Annotated in this window: 13 protein-coding genes, 1 pseudogene and 1 riboswitch; of the genes and pseudogenes, 3 read left to right on the top strand and 11 right to left on the bottom strand. The window is 35.6% G+C overall.

What is annotated here, in order from left to right:
* Positions 1 to 15: 15 nt before the first annotated feature.
* From HYG86_RS07865 to HYG86_RS07880, 4 genes are all read right to left on the bottom strand, one after another.
* Positions 16 to 1,290: a TRAP transporter large permease gene (locus HYG86_RS07865; RefSeq protein ID WP_213168628.1), complete on the bottom strand. Its 1,275-nt coding sequence runs from the start codon at positions 1,288 to 1,290 to the stop codon at positions 16 to 18.
* Between the two features lie 31 nt (positions 1,291 to 1,321).
* Complete coding sequence (locus HYG86_RS07870; protein ID WP_213168630.1) at positions 1,322 to 1,888, bottom strand: TRAP transporter small permease; 567 nt, start codon at positions 1,886 to 1,888, stop codon at positions 1,322 to 1,324.
* 32 nt (positions 1,889 to 1,920) lie between these two features.
* Positions 1,921 to 3,099, bottom strand: coding sequence for an amidohydrolase (locus HYG86_RS07875; RefSeq protein WP_213168632.1), 1,179 nt, complete (start codon positions 3,097 to 3,099; stop codon positions 1,921 to 1,923).
* A 269-nt stretch (positions 3,100 to 3,368) separates the two neighbouring features.
* Positions 3,369 to 4,178 (bottom strand): IclR family transcriptional regulator, encoded by an 810-nt coding sequence (locus tag HYG86_RS07880; protein ID WP_213168633.1) that lies wholly within the window; start codon positions 4,176 to 4,178, stop codon positions 3,369 to 3,371.
* Between the two features lie 415 nt (positions 4,179 to 4,593).
* Between HYG86_RS07880 and fba the strand changes: the two genes are divergently transcribed.
* Positions 4,594 to 5,457: a class II fructose-1,6-bisphosphate aldolase gene (gene fba / locus HYG86_RS07885; RefSeq protein WP_213168635.1), complete on the top strand. Its 864-nt coding sequence runs from the start codon at positions 4,594 to 4,596 to the stop codon at positions 5,455 to 5,457.
* An 81-nt stretch (positions 5,458 to 5,538) separates the two neighbouring features.
* On the opposite strand, the gene HYG86_RS07890 is transcribed toward fba, so the two are convergent.
* The gene (locus tag HYG86_RS07890; RefSeq protein WP_213168637.1) at positions 5,539 to 6,936 is read right to left on the bottom strand and encodes a sodium:solute symporter family transporter; all 1,398 of its coding nucleotides are present in this window, start codon (positions 6,934 to 6,936) and stop codon (positions 5,539 to 5,541) included.
* 98 nt (positions 6,937 to 7,034) lie between these two features.
* Positions 7,035 to 7,147, bottom strand: a riboswitch (TPP riboswitch).
* A gap of 177 nt (positions 7,148 to 7,324) precedes the next feature.
* Here HYG86_RS07890 and HYG86_RS07895 point away from each other — a divergent pair.
* Complete coding sequence (locus HYG86_RS07895; RefSeq protein WP_213168639.1) at positions 7,325 to 9,343, top strand: MASE3 domain-containing protein; 2,019 nt, start codon at positions 7,325 to 7,327, stop codon at positions 9,341 to 9,343.
* 27 nt (positions 9,344 to 9,370) lie between these two features.
* Here the strand turns inward: HYG86_RS07895 and HYG86_RS07900 are convergent, their stop codons facing one another.
* From HYG86_RS07900 to tnpA, 3 genes and pseudogenes are all read right to left on the bottom strand, one after another.
* A complete protein-coding gene (locus tag HYG86_RS07900) occupies positions 9,371 to 9,889 on the bottom strand; it encodes a signal peptidase II (protein WP_213168641.1) in 519 nt (172 codons plus the stop codon).
* A 234-nt stretch (positions 9,890 to 10,123) separates the two neighbouring features.
* Complete coding sequence (tnpB, locus tag HYG86_RS07905; RefSeq protein ID WP_213169167.1) at positions 10,124 to 11,251, bottom strand: IS200/IS605 family element RNA-guided endonuclease TnpB; 1,128 nt, start codon at positions 11,249 to 11,251, stop codon at positions 10,124 to 10,126.
* An 18-nt stretch (positions 11,252 to 11,269) separates the two neighbouring features.
* A pseudogene (gene tnpA / locus HYG86_RS07910) lies at positions 11,270 to 11,670 on the bottom strand (IS200/IS605 family transposase).
* Between the two features lie 543 nt (positions 11,671 to 12,213).
* Here tnpA and HYG86_RS07915 point away from each other — a divergent pair.
* The gene (locus HYG86_RS07915; RefSeq protein WP_213168642.1) at positions 12,214 to 12,774 is read left to right on the top strand and encodes a nitroreductase family protein; all 561 of its coding nucleotides are present in this window, start codon (positions 12,214 to 12,216) and stop codon (positions 12,772 to 12,774) included.
* A gap of 96 nt (positions 12,775 to 12,870) precedes the next feature.
* Here the strand turns inward: HYG86_RS07915 and HYG86_RS07920 are convergent, their stop codons facing one another.
* From HYG86_RS07920 to HYG86_RS07930, 3 genes are all read right to left on the bottom strand, one after another.
* A complete protein-coding gene (locus tag HYG86_RS07920) occupies positions 12,871 to 13,524 on the bottom strand; it encodes a VTT domain-containing protein (RefSeq protein WP_213168644.1) in 654 nt (217 codons plus the stop codon).
* Between the two features lie 184 nt (positions 13,525 to 13,708).
* Entirely contained in the window at positions 13,709 to 14,572 is an 864-nt protein-coding gene (locus tag HYG86_RS07925) for a DegV family protein (RefSeq protein WP_213168646.1), read from the bottom strand.
* Between the two features lie 461 nt (positions 14,573 to 15,033).
* Positions 15,034 to 16,296, bottom strand: a complete 1,263-nt coding sequence (locus tag HYG86_RS07930) for a zinc-binding dehydrogenase (RefSeq protein ID WP_213168647.1) — start codon at positions 16,294 to 16,296, stop codon at positions 15,034 to 15,036.
* Between the last annotated feature and the right edge of the window lie 3 nt (positions 16,297 to 16,299).

Here is a 16,299-nt window from a genome sequence, read left to right on the forward strand (position 1 = left end):
TTTATAGCAAAACTTTTATAAAAACCTTGTAGTAAATAAAGCAATTTCTGGGAAAAAGATCATTAGTATTGATACGATAACAAACATTATCATATATGGCGCTAAACCTTTAACAACTTGTGAGTAAGATTTGTCAAACACTGCACATGCTGTAAAGATGTTACAACCAAAAGGTGGTGTAACTGCACCAATTGCAGATTGTAAAGTTACGATAATACCAAGGTGTAATGGATCAATTCCAGCTGCTATGGCAGGTCCAATAAATATTGGAGCCAATATGATAATAACAACAAGTTGATCAACAAACATACATCCAATGAAGTAGAAAATTGTTACTACAAATAGTATCCATAATGCTGAAGGGTCAGTACCTAAGATTGATGCACTTATCATTTGAGGTATTCTAGCTAGGGATATTACCCATGAGAAACCCATACCTGCGGCAACTAGTACGAATACAACTGATGTAACCATACCAGATGATAATGCTATACTTGGAATATCTTTTATCTTTACTGATTTGAAAATCAATACTTCAAGGATAAATGCATATAATACCGAGGCTGCAGCTGCTTCTGTAGGACTAAATAGACCTGTGTAAATACCACCGATAATGATTGCTGGAAAACCCATAGGAAGAATTGCTCTTTTAAATGCATGTAAGCGCTCTGCCCAAGTTGCTTTAGGTGCAACAGGAATATTGTTCTTTTTAGCAGCAAAGAAGTTATACACTGCGAAGAAAACAAGTATTAAAAGCCCAGGTCCGATACCTGCTATAAATAGATCTGATACGGAAACACCTGTCATAACTGCATACATAATCATAACAACACTTGGTGGAATAAGCAGTGCTATATTAGCTGACGAAATAATCAGTGAGTAAATATCTTTTTCTGCATAACCTGCTTTTATCAATCTTTTTTGCATAGGTTTACCGATTGCAACAACTGTCGCTTGCGTCGAGCCAGATATAGCACCAAAGAATGTACAAGCTGCTGCCGTGGTTATACCCAAACCACCTCTAACATGACCGATAAATCTTTCAACAAAGTCTAGTAGCCTGTCTGCTGTTTGTCCTGTACACATAATATCAGCAGCAAATATAAACATCGGAACAGCTAACAGAACAAATACTTCAACCCCTGATACCATCTGTTGTACTAAGAATACGGGATCGATCTCAGGCATAAATACTAAAACTACTGCCAGTGGACTTAAAAGCAAGGATACTTTTAATGGAAAACTAAGCAACATAAAGATAACTAGTATTGACATTAACAATAAGACCATTTATCATTTCCCCCTTTTTTTAGTGGATTTTTTATAGTTCTTCTGAAGTTGTTATCCCAGTTAAGTCAGCAAAAGTTTCTGCTTCTTTATCTGGTCCTTCATTACCGGAGTAAATCTCATCTTTATGGATTACATTAAGCACGAAGTTTACAAGATTTTGAACTCCACCCATAAAAAATCCAATTGGGAAGAACATAACTACTACATATCTGGCCCATTCTAGAGCCGGTGTTACACGTCCTCTACTTGCTACCATTAGAGTGTACCTTAGTCCTAGGTAAGCGAAATAGAACATAACTACCATTGTTACAAAAGAAACTATCAGTGTTAGAATCTTTTTTACCTTGAAAGATGACATGTCGTAAATTGCAGTCATTCTTATGTGTTTACCTTTACGGGTAGCGTAACTAATACCAACGAATGTAACAACTACAACCATGAACTGACCTATTTCCTCAGCAAAAGACCATGAGTTGTTAAATACTGCACGCATTATAACGTTACCAATCAAAAGTAATGACATTGCAATTACACCAAAACTTAAAATAAATGCTTCTAGCTTACTTAAAATCTGATCAACTTTTTTTAATATAGACATTGCTTCCCTCCGCCCTTTTTTTTAATAACTTCTTATTTCTTGGGAGACAAATACTCTAACGCTGTTCTAACATGCATTTCTACTCCGATGCTTAACGAATCCTCATCTATATTGAATTTTGGATGATGATGTGGATAGTGAGCATCTTTTGCTTCATTACCTGCACCTACGAAGTATAGTGTAGATGGAATTCCTATTGTGAATTCGGAGAAATCCTCACCTGCCATGGTAACATATGGGACAATGTTTTCTTGTCCTACAATACTAGCAGCTATACCTTTTACAAATCCCGCCATTTTAGCGTCATTAACAACTGGGAAGTTACAAGGTATGAACTCCATCTCATAGCTGGCTCCAAATGTTTCACAAATACCAGCTATAATTCTTTCCATACGTTTCCTTGGCTTCTCTGGCGTGTCAGGTCCTCCTTCATATAGGTATCTTAGTGTTCCTTGTAATTCTACTTCTTCGGGGATAATGTTAGGAGCAGTTCCCCCATGTATCATTGAAAAATTGATTACCGTAGGTTTTAAGGCGTTAATCTCTTTAGTGGTTATAGCTTGGGTAGCCACAATAACCTGTGAGGCAATCAAAACTGGATCAATAGCGTTGTGTGGTGAAGATGAATGTCCACCTTTACCTTTAATCTTTACTTTAAAGTTCTCATGGGCACCCATAACGGCCCCTTCTGAAACACTTATTTTCCCAACTTCAATGGGTGTCCATAAATGGATGGCAGCGCAGGCGTCGACAGTTGGGTTTTGCAATACACCCTCTTCAACCATAAACTTTGCTCCTGCATCTTCTTCATTAGGTTGGAAAACAAACTTAACGTTTCCATGAAGCATGTCTTTGTTAGAGCTTAAAATTTTAGCTGCAACTAGTAGCATAGCAACGTGCCCATCATGAGCACAAGAGTGCATTACTCCTTCATTTAGGGATTTGTATGGAACATCTGCTTCTTCAGTCATTGGAAGTGCATCCATATCCCCTCTTAGTAGCAAGGTAGGTCCAGGGTTGTCCCCCTTAAGCAATCCTACTACTCCTGTCTTAGCCATTTTTTCAACTTCTAGGCCACATTGCTTTAAATATTCTTCAACTACTCTTTGTGTTCTGAACTCTTGAAACCCAAGTTCGGGATATTTATGGAAATCCCTTCTCAAATTTATAAGTTCTTCTTTCAAGTTACTAACTAATGCCTTTACATCCACTTAAGACACCACCTTTTTTTGTCTTTGTCTTATCTCTAATTTTGGTCGTATATCATTTTATAGAATGGTTGTTCTAAATTAGAACCATCGTTCTGCAATTTCATTATAGTTTATGATTTATTAATTTTCAAGGGGTTTTATGAATTTTTTTAATATATTTCGACAAATATTTTATGGAAATCATAAAAGTTCTTTATGGGGAGCTAAATAAAAAAGAGTGATCTCAGAAATTCTGAAGTCACTCTTAGTTTAAGTTCTATTATACCTTATTATTTATTAGACTCAAAACCTAAATGTTTTGATATCTGAAGTATCTCTTTACTTAATTCTTCCCTTAATGTCATTATTTTATCAACGCCAAATCTAAAGGTGGGTCCACTTACACTCAGGGCTGCAACCACTTCACCTTCATGTCCCCTTATGGGCATTGCTAGACATGTAAGCCCCATAAAGTACTCCTCGTTATCTATTGCATATCCTTGTTCTTTTACCTTTCTTAACTCTTTAAGAAAGTCTTCAGCGTTAGTTATGGTGTTTTCTGTATATTTTTTAAAGTCGACATTCTTTATTACTTCACGAACTGTATCTTCATCTAATTCAGCAAATAATATTTTACCTAACCCTGTTGCGTAGATAGGTTCTATTTCACCCACATGAGAATCAATTTTAACCCTTGAATTAGTGTCAGGATCTACTTTTGAAACAACTATTACATCATTTCCTCCCCTAACTCCTAGGTTAACTGTCTCTTGAAACTTATTACTTATATCTTTAAGAGCCTTAACCTCAAGCTTTTCAACTCTTCTTTGTCTAGGTAGTGCACTGCCAATTTGGAACAGACCCCATCCCAATCGGTAATTATTATTTTCGAGCCTTTCAACATATTGATAAGCTACTAAAGTGTCCAGTAGCCTGTGAATAGTGCTCTTACCCAAATCTAAAATTTCGTTTAATTCGCTTATTCCCAGACCTTGGTCTGTGTCTTGTTGGGCCAGTATATCAATAATCTCCAATGCTTTTTCTAGGGATTGAACTGGGTACTTAGGCCTATATAATGGTTTTCTAACTGTTCTTTCCAATGGTATTCCCCCTAATCAATTCTTCACGTTGTTTTAGTGCGTTTTATATAAAGAATATATTTAGTTACTGACATAATAAAAAACTGTATCCTATACAAATCAAGCCGTTCACCAATATACCTAACTCATTTTTATACTACTAATTGGTTCAACACCTTAAATTATTTTTTTTCTAAGGATAGTGCATTACTTTGAACTGATTTTATATCATTTTTCCCCCTAAGTCAATAAAGGGTATTCTTAGATTATTCTACCCTAGGTACGATTTTTCCTTTACTTTACATTAATATTAATATATTATTTTTTTCACTTTTTACTTTTTCATTTAGTCATTAAAGTATATAATATATAATGATAGATTAAAAAACTGAAGTTTCAAATCTATTAATAAATCCTAATTTTGGAGGTAATACATATGTTAGTTTCAGCGAGCAAAATGTTAAAAGATGCTAGGGCAGGCCAATATGCTGTTGGTCAGTTCAACATCAACAACTTAGAGTGGACTAAAGCAATTCTTCAAACTGCACAAGAGAACAATTCCCCCGTAATACTAGGTGTTTCCGAAGGTGCTGGAAAGTACATGGCCGGTTACAAAACTGTTGTAGGTATGGTAAATGGTATGTTAGAAGAACTTAACATAACTGTTCCAGTTGCTCTTCACCTAGACCACGGTAGTTATGAAGGTGCTAAAAAAGTTATTGAGGCAGGATTCTCTTCAGTTATGTTCGATGGTTCTCATTACCCTATCGAAGAAAATATAACTAAAACTAAAGAAATAATTGCCATCGCTAACTCTAAAGGAATATCAGTGGAAGCTGAAGTTGGTTCCATAGGTGGAGAAGAAGACGGTGTTGTAGGCGCCGGCGAGATTGCAGATCCAAAAGAGTGCAAGCAAATCGCTGACCTTGGAGTTGATATGTTAGCAGCAGGAATCGGTAATATTCATGGTCAATACCCTGAAAACTGGCAAGGTCTTAACTTCGATGCATTAGCTCAAATTCAGGATGCAACAGGTGAGATGCCACTAGTTCTTCACGGTGGAACTGGTATCCCTGATGCTATGATTAAAGAAGCTATTTCCCTTGGTGTTGCTAAAATCAATGTTAACACTGAGTGTCAGTTAGTTTTTGCTGCTGCTACTAGAAAATACATTGAAGCTGGTAAAGACTTAGAAGGTAAAGGCTTTGACCCACGCAAGATTTTTGCTCCTGGTGTTGATGCTATTAAAGCTATAGTAAAGGAAAAGATGGAACTTTTCGGTTCTGTAAACAAAGCTTAATATGCACAAGTAAAAAACAGACATCCTAAGGAATTTATTTACCTTAGGATGTCTGTTTTTATTTGTTTCTTACTATATAGGTTATACTTCTATACCTTTAATTAGCTCTGATTTACTCAGTCTTGTTGCCAACAAACATATTGATGCGGAAACAATAATAGGAACTGTAAAGCTCAATAGTAGCTGATTTGCTATAAAAAACGGTATTCCTGATATGATACCTAGTACTGACGAAATCAAAGCCATATTCTCTGTACATTTTTTAGAGTAAAGGCCAAAAAATAGTGGAAAACACACACCAGCACAAACTAGATCAGCCACAAAAAATAGGTAAAGCACACTATATCCCCTAGCTGAGACTAGGGCAACAGGTAAAATCATAATAACTGTAGCTATCCTAGCAATCCTTAGAAGCTTTTCTTCTTTGGTGTTTTTAAACAGCCTTTTACTATCTTTTGCAAGGGTCGCTATTATTGAATTCATAAGGGTATCAACAGTACTCATAACAAGTACTAGAGCCAATAAAAATAACGCCACTATAAGCCCTGCAGGAAAAATACTATATGCAAGTGAGAAAAGGGCTACTGAAGGATTGTTACCTTGATTGAAACCTGCAGCTACAATCCCTAGTACCCCAGTTAATATCATTATAGGGAATACTATTATTGTCGAAGTCATCAGTGACTTACTAAGGGTTTTATTATCCTTACCTGCATATATTCTCTGCCAGTACCCTTGATGAAATAGGTTAGATACAAAAACAGCTATACATAATGTCAGCCCATACTGGATGCCCCCCCAATTATTAAAACTAAGTAGTTGCGGAGAGTAAGTAGTTATTTGGCTGTGAATGTTATTTATTCCACCCCCATAGTACACAACTCCTACTGTAACACCTATCAAAAGAATTATAACAAACACCATCTGAACCATATCTGTAAAAATAGATGCCCGTAATCCACCATAGGCAGTGTATATTACAGTGGCTAATCCTACTAGTAAAGCCGTATAAAGCATGGGAACTTCCGCAAGTTCAAAGGCTACTTGCCCTATGGCTGTTAACTCAGCTACTAAATGCACAAGCATATAAAACAGAGCCACTACAATAGTTAGCAAGTACATTCTGTGCCCATACCTTTTAAGTACGTAGTCTGTAAGGGTACTCCCCGTAGGCATATATTCTTTAACCTTAGGACTCAGAACCATAAACGCTATATATAGACTTACTACACCTATAGAATAACCTACTACCGCAGGAATTCCTCCTAAAATCCCTGCTTCGGGAGGAGTAAACAGCATAAACACGCCTAAGAAAGATGCTAATAACGTAGCCGAAAGCATTTTTTTGCCTGCGGTACCCCTGGCAGTGAGAAATTGATCCATTCCATCTACTTTGCCGCGACTGTAAAGAACCCCTAAGATAGCAAAAACAGACACAGTACCTAACATCATGAGGAATACATTAAAAGTTGTAAACATTTATATCACTCTCCTAGTTTCTTAAACTGAATAAAACACTCCCTTTCTCAGCAATAAAAAAACACATATCCATAGGATATGTGCAAGAAAGCATTTAAATATGCTAAAGGACACTTTCCTACGCTGGCATTATCCAGATCAGGTAATAGGGATTAAAGATATCATAGGATCTTTTTCTCAGCTGGCCTAACCAACACTCCCAGTGTTAATATTCAATTCTTGATGTTATCTTACCACAGATGACAGAGCTGCGCAATTACGTTTTTTGCCGGAGAACTTGCGGTGATTAAGGAAAATTTTAGGTAAAAAGAAGATATAATGGCAGGTTTTTTGAATTTTGTGTCTAATACTATACTTATGTGCGTAATTTGAGGGGGGGGAAAGTAACATGAATATAATAGCAGAAGGCAGATATAAATTGAATTCCCGAATTGTGATTAAATATCTTTCCGGATTTTTTGCATTACTTCTAGTATCTCTTTATGTAAGTTTTAAAAACTATTTGTTATTCCACACCATAATTGAACTCTTTAGTATAATTATAGCTTTTACAATTACTGCTATCTCTTTACATTCCTATCATGCATCTAAAAATAAGCTTGTGGTTTTTTTAGGTATAGCTTATGGATTTATTGGTTCTTTTGACCTACTTCACACCTTGGCTTTTAAGGGCATGGGAGTTTTTCCAAACCATACCGCAGATTTACCTACCCAACTTTGGATAATGGCCCGCTACATAGAGGCTTTCTCAGTATTAGCTTTGCCCTATGTACTAGGCAATAACATCAGGCAACGAAAGATATTTTTTGTGTATTGTTTTGTATCATTGATTTTACTCCTATCAGTTTTTAGATGGGATATCTTCCCCAGTAGCTTTATTGAGGGTCAAGGGCTAACATCATTTAAAATTATTAGCGAATACATAATATGTGGTATTATCGGTGTGTCTATATTTCAGCTATATAAAATTAGGGATCAGATAGAACCTAGTATTTTCAACTATTTGATTTTAGCACTTTTCACAACAATTCTTACAGAGTTATTTTTTACTTTATATACTGATGTGTACGGCATCACCAATATGCTTGGCCATGTATTCAAAGCAGTTTCCTTTTCATTTATCTATCAAGCAATTATCAAAACCAGCCTACACTTTCCTTATCTGCAGCTAAAGTTCACCACCGAAGTATTAAAACAAGAAATTTCCGAAAAGAAAAAAGAGGAAGTTATTAGGAAGAGTATGGAAAACGATATACTAAAAGCTTCTAAACTAGACTCAATTGCCACCCTGGCAGGTGGTATTGCCCATGATTTTAATAATTTATTGACTATTATTTTAGGACAAGCATCATTAAGTAGGTTTTATGTTCAAGATAATCCAAAGGCACTTAAAAGTATAGAAGAAATTGAAAAGGCAACTCAACAAGCTACTGGATTGACACAGCAACTTCTAACCTTCTCTAAGGGTGGAGAACCAATTAAAAACACCGAGGCTGTCGATGGAATAATTCAAGAAACACTTGCATTGGCATTAAGCGGTTCGAATGTCATAGCTCAGTTTAATTCATCAGATGATTTAGGACTTGTGGACTTAGATAAAGGGCAGTTTAAGCAAGTCATTAATAACCTTGCAATAAATGCTTGCCAAGCAATGCCAAAAGGTGGTGTATTAAAAGTTGATGCAAAAAATATATCAATAGGAAAAGATGAGTTGAATTTCTTCTTGAATGAAGGTAAATACGTCAAAATTACCATAGAAGACCATGGCATTGGGATATCACCAGAAAATCTATCTAAAATATTTGATCCGTTTTTTACAACTAAAAGCAATGGACATGGCCTTGGTCTTGCCTCGTGTTTTTCAATCATTAAGAGGCATAATGGATATATCACCGTTAAGTCTAAAGAAGGTATTGGGACTACCTTTTACATCTATCTACCTATTTCCACTAATAATGCTTTGATTTTAGATACTGAAATGAGTAATAATATATATAAAGCTGAAGGGAAAATATTAATAATGGATGACGAAGAAGCCATTAGAGACGTTGCAGAAGGTATGCTTACAGAAATGGGTTATGCTGTAGACTTTGCCACCAACGGGCGTGAAGCTTTGAATATGTATATGAAATCCTACAATCTTGGCAACCCCTATGATATTGTAATTTTAGACTTGACCATACCTGGTGGTATGGGTGGCAATGAAACTGCCAGAAAAATATTTGATGAAGATGAAAGTGCCAAAATAATAATTTCCAGCGGATACTCCGATGATAAAATAATTAATCCATTACATAAAAACCTTAACCACTTCTTAAAAAAGCCCTATACCTTTGAGGAACTAAGTTATGTCATTCACTCTACAACTACACAGGGCACTGGCTCAAATATTAAAAAAATTATATAATTAAGACAAAAAGAGCCATGGGCTCTTTTATTTTTTGATAAAGTTTATAAAATCAATAAATAACTCTTTTTCACTCACCTTAGAGATAGCATTCCAGTTTTTTACCACAAAGAAAACGAATAGTACTTGAAAGGTACTAAGGTAAACATCTTTTAGATCAAATATAAAAAATCCTTTCAAAAGTATGTAGTCAAGACTACCATTCCAAAAGACTCGATCTATGAGGGAGCAAACCATACCTGAAATAAGAAATACCTCTAGTAGGCCAGAATATATTCTGGGACCATATTTATAGGCAAAGTACCTAAATACAAAAAAAGTAAATATCAGTAACACTGTAGTTAGGGCGATATGAAAAAATCTTGTGTTTTGGATTTCAACCATTGAATTTAGCCATGAATAGTGCACATTTTGCTTTGGCCTGAAGTATATAAAATTATTTATGATAGGAGTCTCGACACCCTTGTAGTTTTTCACAACTAACTTTATGCCTTGTTCTATCAGCACCATAATCGTAATAATTAAATATTTATAAGTAGCTTTCAAGTCGTATCCCCCAATGTATTATCTTTTACAAGAACTTAGGCCACCATTTTTTTCATGGTGTGATGAGCACTCATTACAATTTCCATGTCTAGGACAGGTGAACCTCCCACGAATGAATTCGCAGGCTTCCAGTATCACTACTAGAATTTCCTGTTTCTCAGACCGACCTTATTGCATCGCATTCTCCACAGGCGTTAATTCGGATAGTTCCTACCCTACATGTTTTGTTTTTTGTTATGCTAACATTCGCAAGCCTTCTTGCAGTATATTCCTACTGGCATTTATATCTCTATCATGTTCATTTCCGCAATTATCACAAGTCCATTCTCTAACTGATAGACTCTTGGTTTTTGTGTCCTTAAATCCACAATGAGAGCATAGCTGACTAGATGGGAATAACCTGTCTATCTTGACATAAGTTCTGCAATACCAGTTAGCTTTATATTCTAGTTGTCTAGTGAATTCTGACCATGCCACATCTGATATTGCTTTAGCTAGTTTATGATTCCTAACCATTCCTCTTACATTTAAGTCTTCACTAACTATAATTTGGTTTTCGTTGATAATTTGCTTAGACAGTTTATGTAAGAAATCCCTCCTGGTATCTGATATCTTTTCGTGAAGCCTGGCCACCTTGATTCTCATCTTGTTTCTACTGTTACTAGTTTTTTGTTTCTTGGCTAATTGCCTTTGTAGTTTAGCCAGTTTTCTTTCATGTTTATATAGGTTTTTTGGATTAGAAATTGTATTTCCATCACTGTCTATCAGAAAATTACTGATTCCTAAGTCTAACCCTATAGTCTTATCTACTTTCGGTAGTGGTAGATCTTTTGCTTCTGTATCCACAAGAATACTCACATAATATCTTCCGCTTGAGTTTTGAACTATGTTTGCAGACTTGATTTTTCCATCAAATTCTCTATGAACTTTGGATTCTATCCATTTTAATTTAGGCAACTTAATTTTATTATCTGAGAAATCAATTTTTATGTTGTTATTTGTAAAATTAGTTGTGTAGCTTAATCTATTGCTATGCCTACTTTTAAATCTAGGAAATCCTGTCTTATCTTTTCCTTGTTTAACTCTTCTAAAGAAATGCTGATAAGCAGTATCCAGGTTGTAAATAGAATTGGTTAAGGCGAACTTATCTACTTCTTTAAGCCATATCAGTTCTTTCTTTAGTTCTCTGTTTAGATGGTTGTTACAGTCTATTTTAGACAGAGATTCTTGTTTGTCTTTATACAGCTTTATTTTTTCGGCTAAGTAGTAGTTATAAACAAATCTAGCACACCCAAAGGTTTTAGCTAGTTGCACTTTTTGCTCTTCATTTGGATATATTCTATACTTGTATGCCTTTAACACCATGGTTCGCCTCCCTTTCTATTTAGTCTTTTGGCCTCTTATATATTCCCTTATTTGCTCCTGTGTATTTTCTGATACAGTGGCCACAAAGTAGCTAGGATTCCACAAATGTCCACCCCAGAGCTGTTTCTTTATTTCTGGATAGCTTTAAATAGTAACCTTGCACTTACTCTCTTTAATGCTTTGATTATATTGGGAATATAATGTTGAGGGCTACAATCTATAAGTAGATGAATATGGTCTAAATCAGTTTCTATTTCTTCTATCCTGAACTGATTGTCTTGAGCAATCTGTTTAATTATCTCTTTTAGAGTCTTTTCTACTTCTCCTAGTAGTATTTTGTGTCTATATTTAGTACACCAAACTATGTGATACTGGATAGTATAAACATACCCTCTTCCATAAATAACTTTTCCCATACGTCACATCCTTTAATTATATGTTAACATATGTATATGTATAATTCTTGTATTTATAATAATATAGGATCTATTTTAAGCAACATATGTTGTCACTAACTCATGACTGAAGTCACGAGAATGCGTGGCAACTCATTCAAGCTTTTGCATGGGCAATTTTTATTTTTATTTTCAGCCATTAGTGTACCCCCTTTTTTTATTCTTTGAATACATATTCTTTTTTTAACTTATTTTTTCCTGCAAATTCGACTTATTTTTCTGATTCAATCTTCTTTATGTAATTTCCTGGGAAATAACCCCACAAAAGGTCGAATCATCGTACTTAATTTTTTTTCTAAATTTACTAATATTTTTGTATAAATCCCGTAATTGTGTCTATAATAATTAAGAATTAAACTTCCTTTTTAATTCTTCCCCATATTTTGCCTGAGGACTCAACCTTCGTGGTTGAGTCCTCCTTTTTTAACTAAATTATAATACTTCTTATTCTAATTTAGTTATGCTAAAATATAAAATAAACTAACTTTTAAAGGAGGTATAATCGTGAGTGTAGTACTTAACAATATTTTTAGCCGTAGAAGTTTTAGATCCTATAAGGAAGAACCCATAACTGAAGCAGAGTTAGAAGCAATCATTGAAGCAGGTAAATTTGCGCCAAGTGCTATGAATCAACAACCGTGGCATTTTACTGTTATACAAAATCAGGCTATCTTACATAAAATAAATGACACACTAAAAAATATGTTTTTAAAGTCTAACAATCCTAAAATGGTAGAAAGGGCCAGCTCAGAAGATTTTAGCCCTTTTTATCATGCACCTACACTTATCATAGTAAGTGGAGATACTAAGGCTGTTGCCCCTGAAGCAGATTGTTCCCTTGCCCTTGGCAATATGTTCTTAGCTGCTGAATCCTTAGACATTGGTTCTTGCTGGATAAACTCTTTAAGATCTTTAGGTAATACCAAAGAGGGAGCCGCATTAATTAAGGAGTTGGATATTCCAGAGGATTATATTATATTCGGTTCTGGAGCTTTTGGTTATAAGGGCACAGATCATCCAGAAGCACCAACTAGAAGAGAAGGAACAGTTACTTATATTGAGTAGGAAAAGAGGATTATACTTAAAGACGCCTAGCATTTTTAATATGCTGGGCGTTACTTATTAGTAAATGAGGGATAATTTAGCACCTTTGTGGGTTCACTATCCCCTAAATCCACTTACAAGGTCCCTCTTCTTTAGCTGCATAATCAGGGCACCCCACGTAAGTAATGCTAAAGAGAAGAGGGCTACGATGGCAAATGTAACGGGATTTGTCATTGTGTAACCAATTATTGTAAATATAATAAGTTTTGGTACTAAACCCATAAGTGAAGCAAGTAAGTAGTTTCTATAATAATTACCACTGGCTCCAAGCATCAGACTAACCATCTCTATGTTAACAGGTGTTATCCTCAAAAGGAATGTGATAATAAACTCATTTTGCTGGTTTAGTTCCAAACCCCTCTGTAGTTTTTTGCTTTTACAAACTATCTTGTCTATATAATCAGCACCTAAGAATTTACCGTAAATGTAAGTTAAAGATACCTCTATTAAGACACCTGCGATATTAACAACTATTGCTATATAAATAGGAAGTACCATGCCTGAAGAAATATATAGCATGGGTATTGGCAGTATGAATATCACTGACTTTAGGGCAAATAAACCTAAAATAACTGCCATGGTTATATATATATTTTCCGAGTTACTAACAAAATCTGTTATATTAATATTTTTTATGTCATCCCAATTAACAAAAGTTATCCATCCCACAAAAACCAAGATCATAAGCCGTAAAATTGTCTTTTTGTTCATGGTATCACCCATTCCCTAAATTTCATTAAGTATAGTCTATTATACTATACATATTACTATAAAAGTGGTATCTAGAACAAAAAAACCAAATGGACAGTAAACAATTTGTAAACTCGCTATGCCAAAGTAGACTCAATTACGGAAGCACAAAAAGTGTGGACAGTCCAAAAAGACTGTCCTTTATTTATCTCATATCTTCATTTGTATAATAAGCTATTCCCAATGAACCTGGGCCAACATGTGCTCCTATCACAGGTCCAATTGGGCATATATCAATTGTCTTTCCAATCATTTTTTTTACCTTCTCAGCCATTTCCATAGCTTCTTCTTCGCAATTTATGTGATGTATAATACCTTCAGCAAAGCCATACTTTTTTATATCCTCCAGAAAGATATCTATAATTGTGGCAATAGCTTTCTTCTTACTTCTAACCTTTGTTATGACATCAGTTGTTCCATCTGTAACTGTTAATATGGGTTTAATCTGTAAAAAAGAACCTAGTAAAGCTTGAGCAGTTCCTATCCTCCCACCTTTTTTAAGATACTCCAATGTATCAGGGGTGAAAACAAACCTACTTCTTTTGAGATTCTCTTTGGTAGCCTGAACTACTTCCTGAAGTGACATGCCTTTCTTAGCAGATCTCCCAGCAGTTAGAGCTGCATAACCAAGTTGCATACAGTTTGATCTCGAGTCAATAAGTTCAATGGAAGCTTCTGGATAGTTTTTCAATATCATATCCTTTACCATGTGAGCTGTGGCAAAAGTACCACTCATCTCAGATGAAATAAAAACACCTACAACAGAATTTCCCCTTTTAACAATTTTTTCAAAGGTAGCATATACTTCCTCAATGGAAGGCTGAGACGATTTAGGTATAACCCCAGACCCATCTAGTTTCTGGTAGAATTCTTTGTTGGTGATAGCATTTTCTTTATATACCTCTTCCTCATTAAAAACAACACTTAGTGGCACCACAGCTATATCGTAGGATTTTTTCAGTTCCTCTGGTATGTATGATGTACTATCAACTACCACTTTAACAGACATTGAATCAACTCCTAAAGAATAATTTTCCTTTATTTTAACATTTATTTCGCTTCCCGTAAATTTAAAATTTAAACAACCTAAATATTTATTCCGCATCCCTATTATATAGTGAAAGAAGCGCCTAAGTAGGCGCTTCTCAGCTTGTAGACAACCCTCAGACAAAGTCATTGACCCAAGATGTGCATATTAAAAAGCAGTACAATTAGTTCGAGGAGACTGGTAGGGGGTCCCCTTTGTGGGGCCCTGACAATCAAAACCATCTAGACCTTTTTGGAAGTCAGGGTGGTACAAGACCACCCCCTACAACCATGGACGGTGAATTGGAGTGGTCCCCTTCTGGAGTTTAGATAGAAGCCTTAAGGCTCAACGCAGAATTTTGTACAGTGTTTATTATGCGACTTTCACCAAAAAATGACTTTGTCATCAGTCCGAGAAGCGCCTAAGTAGGCGCTTCTGATTTTTTATATGTTCTTTGTATAATTATCCAACAAGAATCTTTCAGCTTCAGCTGACCACAACCCTTTATGCTTCTTAACTATCTTTGCAAGCTCAGCAAAAAACGGATCTTCCTTTCCCTTTTCCTCAAACTCATCTAACCCTGTTAAATCCATTTCAATATGAGAGTAGATTAGTTTTTTGCCTCCTGGGATATCCGGAAGGTTCAGAGTTGTATCTGCAACAGCGTTTAATCCTCCTATGTGTGTTACCATAACAGCTGGGTTAATCAAACCCTTGGCAGACATATCTAGGGACTCCTTCATATCATCTGTGTTACCACCACTGGTTCCTACCAGATGGGTAGCTGCGTAGTGGACATTATAAAAATTTACTTTAGCTGAAAACTCATTATCAGTTGGCCCTGCAAAGAAATTTAAACAACCATCTTTTCCTAGTATCTTATCTGCATCCTCCAGTAGACCTTGTACAGGTGCGTATACAAAAACATCATTATAGCCAACCCCATCAACATATTCTAATAATTGCTTATGAACATTTTCTATACCCTTAGTGTTTACAAATATTAATTCTACACCGCAGTTCTTAGCATCTTCTTCAAAGATAGAACGTGCCCTATTGATTTTCTCTTCGTCAATATCTGTAACTACCAATAGGCTAGGTTTTCTATCACAATGTATTATATAGTCTATGGCTCCTAAACCCATGGGACCACACCCTGCCAGTAATGCCATTTTACCACCTTCTACTATGCCCATCTCATGCTCATACTTACCTGGTTTGGTGTGATATGATGCGTGGAATGCTCCGATTATACAAGACATTGGCTCAGCTAACGACGCATCATAAAAAGCTTCTCCCTCATATGGCAACAAGCAGCCCAGTTCCATAACTTCTTGAGGAATTACTGTATAAGTAGCATTTCCTCCAAAGTACATATATGAGTAACCAGGTGATGCCATGCTTCCTTTGTAGTTCAATGCAGGTTGAATAGCAAATTTCTGCCCTGACTTAAATTGGTGCTGCCATTTTGCCCCAACCTCTTCAATAACTCCTGCAAACTCATGGCCAACAATAATAGGGTTTTCTGAAACATCATTTGGTACCCTTTTGTGGTTTTCTCCAAGTATAGCTGCCTTGTATGTTGACATACAAATACTGTCAGTGATTACTTTCACAAGGATTTCATCATCTTTAATCTTAGGTAGCTCAAGCTCCTCTAATCTTAAATCACTGGCCCCATATAGTCTAACTGCTTTAGTTTTCATTTG

Source organism: Alkalicella caledoniensis (assembly GCF_014467015.1).
In the GTDB taxonomy this organism is placed as follows: domain Bacteria; phylum Bacillota; class Proteinivoracia; order Proteinivoracales; family Proteinivoracaceae; genus Alkalicella; species Alkalicella caledoniensis.